The 12,031-nt window shown below is 47.3% G+C and carries 12 protein-coding genes; all 12 read left to right on the top strand.

Features of this window, described 5'->3' with window-relative positions; all coding sequences use genetic code 11:
• Window positions 1-62: 62 nt before the first annotated feature.
• The 12 genes from J2Z66_RS12755 to J2Z66_RS12700 all read left to right on the top strand — a co-directional run bounded on the left by J2Z66_RS12755 (window position 63) and on the right by J2Z66_RS12700 (window position 12,022).
• Entirely contained in the window at window positions 63-1,736 is a 1,674-nt protein-coding gene (locus J2Z66_RS12755; protein WP_209971794.1) for an extracellular solute-binding protein, read from the top strand.
• Between the two features lie 73 nt (window positions 1,737-1,809).
• Entirely contained in the window at window positions 1,810-2,709 is a 900-nt protein-coding gene (locus J2Z66_RS12750; RefSeq protein ID WP_209971793.1) for an ABC transporter permease, read from the top strand.
• A gap of 18 nt (window positions 2,710-2,727) precedes the next feature.
• Window positions 2,728-3,612: a carbohydrate ABC transporter permease gene (locus tag J2Z66_RS12745; RefSeq protein WP_209971792.1), complete on the top strand. Its 885-nt coding sequence runs from the start codon at window positions 2,728-2,730 to the stop codon at window positions 3,610-3,612.
• A gap of 46 nt (window positions 3,613-3,658) precedes the next feature.
• On the top strand, window positions 3,659-4,705 hold the full coding sequence (locus tag J2Z66_RS12740; protein WP_245375515.1) for a phosphotriesterase family protein: 1,047 nt from the start codon (window positions 3,659-3,661) through the stop codon (window positions 4,703-4,705).
• A 23-nt stretch (window positions 4,706-4,728) separates the two neighbouring features.
• Window positions 4,729-5,514, top strand: coding sequence for an amidohydrolase family protein (locus J2Z66_RS12735; RefSeq protein WP_209971790.1), 786 nt, complete (start codon window positions 4,729-4,731; stop codon window positions 5,512-5,514).
• Entirely contained in the window at window positions 5,511-6,356 is an 846-nt protein-coding gene (locus J2Z66_RS12730; RefSeq protein ID WP_209971789.1) for an amidohydrolase family protein, read from the top strand. The genes J2Z66_RS12735 and J2Z66_RS12730 overlap by 4 nt, the downstream gene beginning before the upstream one ends.
• The gene (locus J2Z66_RS12725) at window positions 6,353-7,837 is read left to right on the top strand and encodes a hypothetical protein (RefSeq protein WP_209971788.1); all 1,485 of its coding nucleotides are present in this window, start codon (window positions 6,353-6,355) and stop codon (window positions 7,835-7,837) included. Before J2Z66_RS12730 ends, J2Z66_RS12725 begins: the two co-directional genes overlap by 4 nt.
• 58 nt (window positions 7,838-7,895) lie before the next feature.
• Window positions 7,896-9,101 carry a M24 family metallopeptidase gene (locus J2Z66_RS12720; RefSeq protein WP_209971787.1) on the top strand — a complete coding sequence of 402 codons (1,206 nt, stop codon included), beginning with the start codon at window positions 7,896-7,898 and terminating at the stop codon, window positions 9,099-9,101.
• A 6-nt stretch (window positions 9,102-9,107) separates the two neighbouring features.
• Window positions 9,108-9,971 (top strand): phytanoyl-CoA dioxygenase family protein, encoded by an 864-nt coding sequence (locus J2Z66_RS12715; RefSeq protein WP_209971786.1) that lies wholly within the window; start codon window positions 9,108-9,110, stop codon window positions 9,969-9,971.
• 21 nt (window positions 9,972-9,992) lie between these two features.
• Entirely contained in the window at window positions 9,993-11,009 is a 1,017-nt protein-coding gene (locus J2Z66_RS12710; protein ID WP_209971785.1) for a mannonate dehydratase, read from the top strand.
• Window positions 11,010-11,036: 27 nt separating this feature from the next.
• Window positions 11,037-11,414: a sensory rhodopsin transducer gene (locus J2Z66_RS12705; protein ID WP_209971784.1), complete on the top strand. Its 378-nt coding sequence runs from the start codon at window positions 11,037-11,039 to the stop codon at window positions 11,412-11,414.
• A gap of 65 nt (window positions 11,415-11,479) precedes the next feature.
• Window positions 11,480-12,022 carry a phage tail-collar fiber domain-containing protein gene (locus J2Z66_RS12700; RefSeq protein ID WP_209971783.1) on the top strand — a complete coding sequence of 181 codons (543 nt, stop codon included), beginning with the start codon at window positions 11,480-11,482 and terminating at the stop codon, window positions 12,020-12,022.
• Window positions 12,023-12,031 lie beyond the last annotated feature (9 nt).

Raw genomic sequence — 12,031 nt, 5'->3', positions numbered from 1 at the left:
CTTAGTATAATTGCAAATATAGAAGCGGCGTCTATAACAAATTCAAAGTAGGGGGATTGGAAATGACAAGAAAAATGCTTTTATCGTCCATGTGTGCAGTATTGTTAATGTCGATCGTGTTGTCGGCATGTTCTACCAGTAAAAAGACTGAAGAATCGCCTTCGGCTTCACCTGTCGCGCCAGCCTCCACCGGATCGGCAGGAGAAGTATCCTATGATCCGTTAGGCAAATATGATCCGCCGATTACAATGTCCACGGTCAAACGCCTTGATGCCAATCTGAAGCTGCCGGAAGGGCAGACCAACGAGAACAATATCTGGATGGAGGCGATGGAGAATGATCTGGGCATCAAGATCAAAACGGATTGGGCGGCCGATGCCTCGCAGTATGACAATAAATTGAATGTGTCGATCGCTTCAGGCTCCTTGCCGGATTTTATGAGAGTCAATGAGGCACAGCTCAATGAATTGATTGAATCGGATAGCCTGGAGGATTTGACAGATGTGTACGAACAATATGCATCGCCAGACACCAAGAAGCAGTATGCGGTCGGAGACAGCATCGCCTTGAAGCAGGCAACTGTGGGAGGCAAGCTGTATGCTATTCCGAATACGGCATCGGCCATTGCTGGTGCAGGCTCGCCGCTGCTCTGGATCCGTACGGACTGGCTGAACAATCTGAATTTACCGGAGCCGGAGACGATGGAGGATTTATTTAAAATTGCCAGAGCGTTCACGAATGACGATCCGGATCAAAACGGGAAGAAGGACACGGTAGGTATTGCATTTGTTAACGGGCAAATTGGAGACTTGGGCATTTACAATGGCTTTCATGCTTATCCGACCATATGGACCCAGGATGCTTCGGGTAAGCTGGTCTACGGGAGTGTGCAGCCTGAAATGAAGAAAGCGCTTCTCTCCTTGCAACAGCTTTACAAGGAAGGAGTCATCGATCAGGAATTCGCTGTGAAGGATTGGGCCAAATGGAATGAGATGCTGACTTCCGGCCAGGTAGGGATCACCTTCGGCGCACATTGGTTTGGCCAACTGGTGCATAACTTGAAGGTTCGGGACCCCAAGGCGGAATGGAAGCCATTTTTTGTCCCTTCTGCAGACACTCAGCCAACCCGTATCACTTTAAGGCCTCCCGCACTTGAGTATTATGTGGTCAAGAAGGGTTACAAGAATCCGGAAGCACTGATCAAAATGTTTAATTTCTATTATAATATCGTGGTTGGTGAGCAAGCTACTCAAGAAAACTACTATCGATTTATGTACGATAAGAACGATGGTTCCATTCAGTATGTCGCCTTTGCTCCCGTTCATACGAACGATGCAACCGATGTTGCATTTAAACAAATGGTTGAAGCATTTGAAACAAATGACTCTTCAAAAGTGAAAGTAATGGAAGCAAAGAATATTTATGCAAATGCAATTAAGGCTTTAAACGGCGAAAACGGTTTGTATGGATGGAGCTTGTATCATCCTGCATGGAAGCTGTTCGGCAAGATTATGGATGAAAAGCTCTATGTCAACAATTCATTCTATGGAGCGCCCACGAGAACGATGGCCGACAAATCGGCTACGCTAAGCAAGCTGGAATTTGAAGCCTTCACTAAAATTGTGATGAACGCAGCCCCGATTGAGGAGTTTGATAAATTTGTAGAAAATTGGCATAAGCTTGGCGGGGAACAAATTACTAATGAAGTCAATGAATGGAACAATTCGAATAAATAAGAGTTTCTAATCCAAGCAGCAAGGGTCGTTATCGCCAGATGGCGGCCCTTCAACAAGATGAAGGGGGATCGATATGGCGGCAAATAAATGGATAAGAGAGCGGCCTCTTCATTTGATGATGTTTCTTCCGCTTGTTTTATTAGTAGTGTTCAGTTATATTCCAATGTTTGGTATCATTATTGCTTTTCAAAAGTATTATCCGTCCAAAGGTTTTTTTAATTCAGAATTTATTGGCTGGAGCAACTTTACCTATATGACGCAAATTCCTTTCGTCCTTCAGGCGGTCTGGAATACAATTATTATTGCTACTATGAAAATGGTCGTGGGAGCCACTTTACCTATATTCGTTGCTGTTTTATTGAATGAAGTCCGCCAGAGATTGATTCGCGCCGGAATCCAGACGCTAATCTACCTGCCCCACTTTTTATCATGGGTCATATTGTCGGGTATCCTTATTGATATTTTATCGACGAAGGGCATTGTCAACAGCTTTCTCAGTTATGTGTTCGGAAATGAACCTATCTTTTTTTTAGGGGACAATCGCTGGTTTCGCTATATTCTTGTTCTGTCCGATTCATGGAAAGAATTCGGGTTCAGCACGATTGTATATATGGCGGCTATTGCCGGAGTCAACCCTGCCCTGTATGAATCGGCCATGATGGATGGCGCAAACAGATGGAAGCAGGCTCTATATATTACGCTTCCGGGCATGCTGCCGATTATCGTGCTGCTGGCAACATTAAGCTTAGGCAATGTGCTCAATGCAGGCTTCGACCAAGTATTTAACCTGTATAATCCGGCTGTATATGAGACTGGAGATATTATCGATACGATGATTTACCGGATGGGATTGGTAGATATGAAATATGGACTTTCAACGGCAGTAGGATTGTTCAAATCCGTAATTTCTTTAATTTTGATCTCACTTTCCTATTTGTTGGCCTACCGCTTTGCCAATTACCGTATTTTCTAAAAACAAGGGAGCTTACGTATGAAATATCGTTCGAATGTGCTGGAACGGACCGCAACACTGCTCATTTACTCTTGTCTGATCCTGCTTTCCCTGCTCTGTATTGCGCCGCTTATTCATATTCTGGCTGTGTCCTTCAGTTCAGCATGGGCGGCGGAAGCTGGGGATGTGTCGTTTTGGCCGGTTGGCTTTACCTTGCAGTCTTACGAATTTGTGTTTCACAAGCCGCAATTTCTGAATTCATTGGTGGTCAGCTTAAAAAGGGTAGTGCTGGGTGTTACGTTCAGTATGGTATTAACGGTGATGGCGGCCTATCCTTTGTCCAAGGAAGCAAGGGCATTCCGGTTTCGTACTGTATATGCATGGGTTTTTGTGTTTACGATCCTGTTTTCCGGAGGTCTGATTCCGTGGTATATGACGATACGCACCATCGGTCTGCTGGATTCGATCTGGGCATTGGTGCTTCCCGGTGCTGTTCCCGTATTTAACATTATTCTTTTGTTGAATTTCTTTCGTAATCTGCCAAAGGAACTGGAGGAGTCGGCATTTGTCGATGGGGCTCAGCACTGGACAATTCTCTTCAAAATCTTTATTCCGCTCTCGAAGCCGGCGCTGGCCACGCTCACCTTATTCTGTGTGGTCGGGCAATGGAATTCCTGGTTTGACGGTCTTATTCTCATGAACAGCCCTGATAATTATCCGTTGTCCAGTTATTTGCAAACTGTTGTAATCGGAAGAGATCTCAGCCAGATGACGGCACAGGAAGTGTTAAGATTATCCGAAACTTCCAACAGAACCTTTAAAGCGGCACAAATTTTTCTTGGTGCCTTGCCGGTCCTGCTGCTGTATCCTTTCCTGCAGAAATATTTTGCGAAAGGCATTGTTTTGGGTAGTGTGAAAGGGTAATTTAGATGATTTCAGAAGTTTGAAGGAGGCGGCTGTATTGTCAGTCATGACAGTAACAGGCAAGGTGGAGTCGGACAGTCTAGGCTTGATTCTACCACATGAACATGCTTTTATCGATTTGCGCAATCTTGTGCCTGCACCGCAAACCATATCGGCCAAAGCAATGGCACAGGATCAAGTAAATCTTGCTAATATAGGCCATCTGCGGCGTAATCCATACGCGGTTCTCGATAATGCGGTGCTCGATGACGAGAATGTCATGGAGTGGGAAATTCTGCAGTTTAAAAAAGCCGGCGGCAAAACCTTCGTTGACCTGACCTTGCGTGATATCGGCAGGGATCCGGTCCTGCTTGCCCGGTTGGCAAGGGCACTTGATCTCCATGTCATTGCCGGATGCGGCTACTATATTCATGCCAGCCATCCTCCGGATATGGACGATAAAACGATCGAAGGTATTGCTGCAGAGCTGCTCCATGAAATTAGGCATGGCATCGATGGGACGACAATCAAAGCAGGAGTTATTGGTGAAATTGGGACTAGTGAAATCATTTATCCCAATGAACGAAAGACGCTGATTGCAGCAGCCATCGCCCAGCAGGAGACGGGGCTTGGGCTTCATGTGCATACCGATCTCTGGGCAACCAATGGCTACGAAGTGGTGGACATACTGACGGAGCATGGCGCTGCGGCTGAGAAAATATGCATCAACCACATAGATGTGGATATTAAGCTTGATTATATCAAGGATTTGCTTCACAAAGGCGTCTATGTGGAATTCGATAATTTTGGCAAGGAATTTTATTCCGACAAGCGGCATCGCAGCATCCTCAAAGGGTTATTCGCGAGAGACATTGAGCGGGTCCGGGCCATTAAGGAATTGATTAACCAAGGATTCCTTAATCAAATATTGCTGTCCATCGATGTTTGCTTGAAAACATGTTTGCACAGCTATGGCGGTTGGGGCTATGACCATATGATAACCAACATCATACCGATGATGGAGGATGAGGGAATTACAGCGGAGCAGATTCAAACGCTGATGGCGCATAATCCGGCGGCTTTTCTGGATGATGGCAAAGTTTCATCGGGGTAGCAAATATTATGAAGAGGTGTTCCATGAAGATTATCGATTGCAACTGTGCAATAGGGTATAGGACCGTCAATTATGAAGTGATAAATCACGAGCATCTGATGGTTGTAGAAAAGGTAAAGCAAGCGCGCGATGCGGAAGAGTTGTTGAAAGAGCTTGATTTCTGTGGAATTGATAGTGCCGTCGTGTACCATAACACAATGATTGATGTGTTTCCCAATCATGGGAACGACCTTATTATAGGCGAAGTGAACAAGGCTCCGGAGAGGTTGATCTCCACATGGACGATTCTGCCTCCAATTACGGAAAGCGAATATGCGCCGGAGCAGCTGTTTCATAGAATGAAAGAAAACAATGTTAAATTACTGCGTGCGTATCCTGAACAGAATCGATATTTCCTGAATGCGGTAGTCATGGGGGAACTACTTGAAGAAATAACTAAGGCTGGTATTCCTTTGTATCTGTCTCCAAGTCTTGGTTGGGAGATGATTTACAATGTACTCAAGGAGTACCCTGATCTAACCGTAATTATTAACAATTATGGGCTGTGGAGTCATGACAGATTCTTGTTTCCATTGTTCAGAGCCTATAAGAATGTGTATATAGAGAGCGGCGATATGCAAACCTCGGGAGAAATTAAGGACATATGCAATCGGTTTGGCTCTGAAAGAATACTGTTCGGCTCCGATTTTCCAAGCAACTGCATAGGGGGACCGCTTGCGACGTTGTTGGGCTCCGGAATTACACAGGAGCATATGGACAATATTGCGCACCTGAACATAGAAAGAATTCTGCAGGGGGTGCAGATATGAGTCGACTGGGGATGAGCAATAAGTCGAAGCTGGCTGCTGAATTTATCGAAACGGGCAGACTATCCAGTATTTCCATCATCGATGTTCATACGCATATGGGACCTTTCCATGGGACCTACATGCCGGAGACTAGCCTTGAGGCAATGATTCATACGATGGACCGCGAAAACATAGAATGGATCATTTCATCTGCGCATAGTGCTTTATTTGACCCTATATTGGGAAATGGAGAGACAGAAGCGGCCATGAAGCAGTATCCGGACAAAATTTATGGATATTTTGCATTTAACCCGCATTATGACAACGATTTGGAAGAGCGTCTTGCCCATTTTCAGCAAACAGAAGGTTATGTGGGCTTCAAGTTTTTGCCTGATCGGCATTTATATCCGCTGGATGGAGATAAGTATACAAGAATATATGAGTATGCCCATGAGCATAAACTAATGCTGCTATCCCATACATGGGGACATAGCCCTTACAATCCCCCGGGTATGGTGGAAAAGCTGGCTAAGAAATACCCCGGGATCACCTTTTTATTAGGTCATTCTGCACCAGGGGAAAGTGACTATGCCATTCAAATAGCCAAAACATTGCCAAACGTTTATCTGGATCTTTGCGATACGGGGCGTTTAAACGGAATCATTAAAAAGATGGTTCAGGAGGCTTCCTCCGAGAAAGTAATATTCGGTACCGATCTTCCCTGGTATGACCCGCATTACATGCTGGGCAGTGTGTTATTTTCCGGTATTGACGATGCTGATATGGCCAATATTATTCATCATAATGCAGTCCGTTTGCTAAAGCAGAAAGGAAACAAACAGAAAGGAAACAAACTAACATGAGTGAAATGATCGAATCCTTCGAGACTGCCAAAGGCCATGTATTTGGGGATTTGCTAACAGCAAGAGTGGCAGGGAAGCCGCTGAATATTGGACTTATCACCCTGGGCTTTTTCGAATATTGGCGCATGTTTCCCGGTACATTGAAGGCTAGTGTTACGGAAGATATGACCTGCATCTATAACCGGCTTGGCGAGCAATTCCCTCAGGACCGCATCATCTGGCCGGGGCTCATCGATACGCTGGATGCTGCGGAAGCGGCGAACAAGAGCTTGCAGCATGAACACATCGATCTGATCGTGTATGCAGCCGGAACCTACTGTCCGGATTATATGGCCATTCAAGTGCTCGAAAATTTCCGCCATGTTCCGGTCATTCTGTTTAATACCCAGCATAGCAATCGCATCAATCTTCAAACGAATTACGAAAATATTTTGGGAAACAGTGCGCTGATTGCCAACCTTCAGCTGGCAGCCACGTTCAAGAAAATGGGCTGGTTTCGTGAGCTAAAGGTCGTGGTCGGCTCGATCCAGGATGATGAAGCCTATCGGGAAATGTCCAGCTATATTCGGGCCTACAAAGCGTATATCAATCTTCAAACAACGAATATCGGCGTAATTGGACATGTGTTCAGAGGGATGTATGACTTCGAATATGACAAAACGATGATCAAAGGAACGTTGGGGCCCAATATCATCTCGATTCAGGTCGATCATTTGCTTGAGCAGTTCGATAAAGCGACGGATACAGAAATTGCAGCGGTATTCGAGCAGACCAAAGAGCGGTTTCATATCGTCGGCCTGAACGAGGATGATATCCATAAATCCGCGAAGTTCTACGTTGCCCTGAAGAACACCCTCGAACGTTTCAGGCTGGATGCACTTACGCTGCTGGGCCAGCATTATGTGGAGCAGAAGACGGGAACGACCTCTTACCTGGCGAATACGCTGATGCATGAGGAAGGCAAGTATGTCGTGAATACCGAGGGAGATGTGCATGGCCTGATTATGATGACCCTGATGACTAGGCTCAGCGGCAAAGTGCCTGCCTATGCCGAATGGGGCGAATATGATGAGGAGCTTAATGCCTTGCTGATGGTCCATCACGGGTATGCGGATACGGAGTATGCCACGGACCGGAGCACGGTCAAGGTGAATCGTTCCCCGGAGCAATGGGGCTTGCAGGGTGCGGGCTTCGGCTTTGAATATACGCTTAAGCCGGGCGTGGTGACGATCAGCCATCTGATTATAGATGCGGATGGGTATAAGATGCTCATCGTGAAGGGTGAGGCACTGCACATACCAGAGAACATTCCTTGCGAGGAAATTACGGCGGTCGTTCAATTTGCTGTACCGATCAAGCGATTTCTCGCTGCACTAATCAAAGAAGGCTTCGCACACCATTGCATCATTGCGTATGGAGACCTTACAGAAGAACTCGGTTATATCGCTGATTTTATGAAAATCCGCAAAGTTGTTTATTAGAGGAGGTGAGGGGATATAAGCATCTGAAAGCTGTTCATTAGAGGAGGTAGGGAAGCATATGTTTCAAATTGCGAAGCCGGAGTTCGCTGCGAGAGTGGAGAACTTGAGAACCTTGATGAAAGAACGGAACATCGAGGCATGTCTGATTTATGGAGATGAATATAGGAAGGAAAATTTGCGCTATATAAGCAATTATTGGCCCTTGTTCGAAAGAGGAGCCGTTATAGTACCTCTAGAGGGTGAACCGATTGTAATTGCGGCACCTGAAGGTGAAATGTTTTGCCGTGAGATGAGTGCTTGGACAGACGTCAGGCTTATTCCCGAGTTTGCGTGTGTAACCGTGCCGGATCTGATCGAATATCCTATGGCGCATTATACGAGCCTGAAGGCAATAAATAGCGAGCTCCAAGTCCGCAGCGCTATACGCAGAATGGGCGTAGCCGGCATGGATGCGATGCCCGCAGCTTTATTAAAGGAAATTGAGGATAGTCTGGAGAGCGTAGAAATTGTCGATGCAGGCGATCTGTTATTTCAATTGCGGATGACGAAATCTGAGCGCGAGATCGCCTGCTTACAAGAAGCAGCGAGAATCGCTGATGCAGGTTACAGGCTGATGATCGAGCAGGTGAAGCCTGGCATGACGGAACTGGAGCTGGCTTCTCTCGCCTATGGAGAATGTACAAGACAAGGGGCTGAATGTGTTCCATTCTGTCTGGTCACAAGCGGAGAACGTGTCGATACGATCATCGGAAGAGCTTCGCGCAAGGTGATTCGAGACGGCGATATGATCCTGGCTGCGCTTGCCGTGCAGGTAGAAGGCTATATAGCCACAGTGGGGTTCCCCTTCGTAGCTGGCCAAATGAGCGATGAGCAGCAAGCCTTTATCTCACTGCTAGTTGAGGCGGAAGAAGCGGCGCTGTCGAAGCTGAGAGCAGGAATCGGGCAAGGTGAGCTGGTAAGCGCAGTGAAAACGTATTTTGCAGAGAAGGACGTTACCCCCTTTGATCTGTACCCGCCACTGCACGGATGCGGATTGGCGGAAGCCGAGTCCCCTTATCCTGACGCTGCTACCACGACCCTGTTCAAAGCTGGAATGACTGTGAATATGGATGTTAGCCTATTCGGTCATCCGCACGGCTCGAACCGGATCGAGGAAAGCCTGCTGGTGACCGAAGACGGGTACGAATCGATGTCAGGCTTAGTCAGAACATTAAGTCAAAATTGGAAATTACATGGAACGATTTCAGTTCTGCCGAAAGGGTGAAGGTTTATGTCAATCATAACCAAAGAAATGAAAGATTTTTTTCACACGAACGGGTATGTGCTTATTAAAAATGCGGTACCCAAAGCAGATTGTGATAAGTTAGTTCAAGTGATGTGGAATTTTATGGGCAAAAGTCCTGAAGATCGGGAAGGCTGGTACACGCCGGCTGAGGGGATGGATACGTTCTGGGAGGGTCAGGCAGCCGGTATGCTTCCTCTATATAATCATCAGGCGATGTGGGATATTCGCCAGCATCCGAATGTGTATGAAGCTTTCTCCGAAATTATTGGTGATAAGAAGCTACGGGTCAGCATGGATCGGGTCAGCATGAAGCCGCCCAAACGCGACGATCATCCAGGCTTGAGCGCCAATTTCATTCACTGGGATGAAGATACGTCCAATCTTGCCTTCCCGCTTAAGCAGCCGCGTCCTTTGCAGGGAGTCGTCTACTTGGCGGATACAGCTGCAAATCAAGGCGGCTTTCAGTGTGTGCCGAGCATTTACCGCAATCTGGAGCAGTACTTGAAGGAACAGCCTGCCGATCGCGATCCGTGGCATCCGGATTTGACCGGCTATGAAGTCGAACCCATCCCGGGGGAAGCTGGTGATTTGCTGATATGGGACGTTTTACTGCCTCATGGAAATGGAGTGAATTTAGCCGATAAGCCGAGATTTGCCCAATATGTGCTCATGTTTCCGGAGCATAAGCAGTCGGAAGCAGATACCGAGATGTATATCGAATGTGTACGAACTCATCAGGGAAGACCCGGCAATCAAGTTGACCCCCGCTATTGGGAGAAAAACGATCATAGCCAGCCTGTTCAATTAACGCCATTGGGCCGCAAGCTGCTCGGTGTTGAACCGTGGTGATTGTAATTGGGAGGAACACAAATGCGCTTGGCCATTGGGCAATTTAATGAGCTGGACGATGCCACATTGACGTTCGGCCGCCAGTTGGGCGTGACAGGGGTGCAGATGAACACCCCTCGTCTTCCCGGGGATCGGCAATGGGAGTATGAAGATTTGCTGGAGCTGAAGCAGACGGTTGAACGGAAAGGCATGAAGCTGGAAGCTTTGGAGAATGTGCCGCTTTCTTTTTATAATAAAGCGATGCTGGGTATCGATGGCCGGGATGAACAAATCGAGCATTACCAGACCACGATTCGCAATATGGGGCGGGCAGGTATCCCTATTCTGGGCTACCATTTTATGCCGAGTGGGGTCTGGCGCACTTCTTTCGCCACGGCTGGAAGGGGAGGAGCCCAAGTCTCCTCGTTCGATCTCTCTCAGGTAGCTCCGGAAGCTCCCCGTTCCGCAGCCGGTAACTCTGTAGCTGAAATAAATGCAGGAGTAAAAAGGATCATTGAAGCGGGACCGGAAGAGATCATCACCGAAGAGCGGATGTGGCAAAATTACGAGTATTTTATCAAAGCTGTCATCCCCGTTGCTGAAGAAGCAGGCGTGAAGCTGGCACTGCATCCGGATGATCCGCCTGTTGACATGCTTGGCGGTGTCGCCCGGATATTCAAGAACACGGATAGCTTTAAAAGAGCGATGAATCTTGCGGATAGTGACGCTTGGGGACTGGATCTTTGTTTCGGCAGCTGTTCGTCCATGCAGGGCGGAGCAGAGAATGTGAAGGAATTGATTTCTTTTTTTGGACCTCTGGGAAAAATTTATTATGTTCATTTCAGAGATGTGCAGGGAACCGTTCCCCATTTCGATGAGTGTTTTCTGGGAGAAGGAAACTATAGCCCGGCAGAAATGATTCGCCTGCTGAGAAGCACAGGGTTTGATGGATTTATATTGGACGATCATGTTCCGGAAATTGTTGGAGACACGCCTTGGGGACACCGCTCGCGGGCGCATGCAGTCGGGTACATTCAAGGCCTGATTGCCGCAACCTGATTATGGAGAGAAGATTGGAGATTCCTCATGAATAAACAAGGAGCCAAAAACTGGTACATCGTGGATGGCTATTTACCTTATAAGGGGAAGGTCGATCTAAACGATTTTGAAGGCCATGAAGCTATTATGATTATGAATTGCCAGGATGAGGATGCAAGCCTCTTCATGGACATTTACTACGAGGATCGGGAGCCGGACTTGGATATTGCCTTAGTGGTCTGTGCCCGAAGAGTGAAATGCATCCGGATGGATCACCCTGAAGAGATCGGCGGGATTTGTCTGGAGCGTCAGCAGCAATATGCGTTAAGGTTCCGCAGCGATGTAGAGGTGATTATCCAATATGGCAGAATGGACATCGCCCAGCCGAATTTGGCGTATATCGGTTTGATCGGGTATTCGGAGTAAAACTTTAAAGTAAAACTTCAGAAGAAACCAACAATTTTTATTCCCAGAAAGCGGAGAGTGATCTCATGCCATCCATGCCATACATACCATCTATGCCGACAGTGGCACTTATAACGAACATCGGACTTGCCAAGCTGGCCAGCGCTACACCTCTGGAGCAGATCACAATTACTCATTTGGCAGTAGGTGACGGTGGAGGCGGGTTCCCGGCATTGACACCAATTATGACAGCATTGGCGAACGAAGTTTGGCGTGGATCAGCATCACCGCCAATTCGCAAGCTTAAATCACCGAACGTCCTGATTTTTAAAGCGGTAATCCCGCCTGAAGCAGGCGGTTTCACGGTGCGTGAGCAGGCTATATTCGATGCCGAGGGGGATATGATTGCTATCGGTCAAACCGCAGCTGTTGAAAGGCCTAGTCCTGACGTGGCCGTTGGAGACAAGCTTATCGTGCGCTTTCATTTATCGCTGGAGAACACATCCCAGGCAGATCTGATTGTGCAGGATGCCGCATGGGGACAGTGGCCATCATGCAGCACCACCGCACCGTGTACGAGGAGCTGCGGGCAATGTGAAAAAAGCGGGCAGCCGCCGCATGATAAATGATAATCGCTA

The sequence above is a fragment of the Paenibacillus eucommiae genome (assembly GCF_017874215.1).
Classification (GTDB): domain Bacteria; phylum Bacillota; class Bacilli; order Paenibacillales; family NBRC-103111; genus Paenibacillus_AI; species Paenibacillus_AI eucommiae.
Note: the sequence above shows the minus strand (reverse complement) of the source record. Positions and strands in the feature narration are given on the sequence as shown.

Excerpts from the sequence above, each read along its gene's own strand:
- J2Z66_RS12735 (WP_209971790.1), top strand. The coding sequence starts at position 4,729 with ATGAAGATTATCGATTGCAACTGTGCAATAGGGTATAGGACCGTCAAT.
- J2Z66_RS12700 (WP_209971783.1), top strand. The coding sequence starts at position 11,480 with ATGCCATCCATGCCATACATACCATCTATGCCGACAGTGGCACTTATA.
- J2Z66_RS12710 (WP_209971785.1), top strand. The coding sequence starts at position 9,993 with ATGCGCTTGGCCATTGGGCAATTTAATGAGCTGGACGATGCCACATTG.
- J2Z66_RS12750 (WP_209971793.1), top strand. The coding sequence starts at position 1,810 with ATGGCGGCAAATAAATGGATAAGAGAGCGGCCTCTTCATTTGATGATG.
- J2Z66_RS12745 (WP_209971792.1), top strand. The coding sequence starts at position 2,728 with ATGAAATATCGTTCGAATGTGCTGGAACGGACCGCAACACTGCTCATT.
- J2Z66_RS12715 (WP_209971786.1), top strand. The coding sequence starts at position 9,108 with ATGTCAATCATAACCAAAGAAATGAAAGATTTTTTTCACACGAACGGG.
- J2Z66_RS12755 (WP_209971794.1), top strand. The coding sequence starts at position 63 with ATGACAAGAAAAATGCTTTTATCGTCCATGTGTGCAGTATTGTTAATG.
- J2Z66_RS12705 (WP_209971784.1), top strand. The coding sequence starts at position 11,037 with ATGAATAAACAAGGAGCCAAAAACTGGTACATCGTGGATGGCTATTTA.
- J2Z66_RS12725 (WP_209971788.1), top strand. The coding sequence starts at position 6,353 with ATGAGTGAAATGATCGAATCCTTCGAGACTGCCAAAGGCCATGTATTT.
- J2Z66_RS12730 (WP_209971789.1), top strand. The coding sequence starts at position 5,511 with ATGAGTCGACTGGGGATGAGCAATAAGTCGAAGCTGGCTGCTGAATTT.
- J2Z66_RS12720 (WP_209971787.1), top strand. The coding sequence starts at position 7,896 with ATGTTTCAAATTGCGAAGCCGGAGTTCGCTGCGAGAGTGGAGAACTTG.
- J2Z66_RS12740 (WP_245375515.1), top strand. The coding sequence starts at position 3,659 with ATGACAGTAACAGGCAAGGTGGAGTCGGACAGTCTAGGCTTGATTCTA.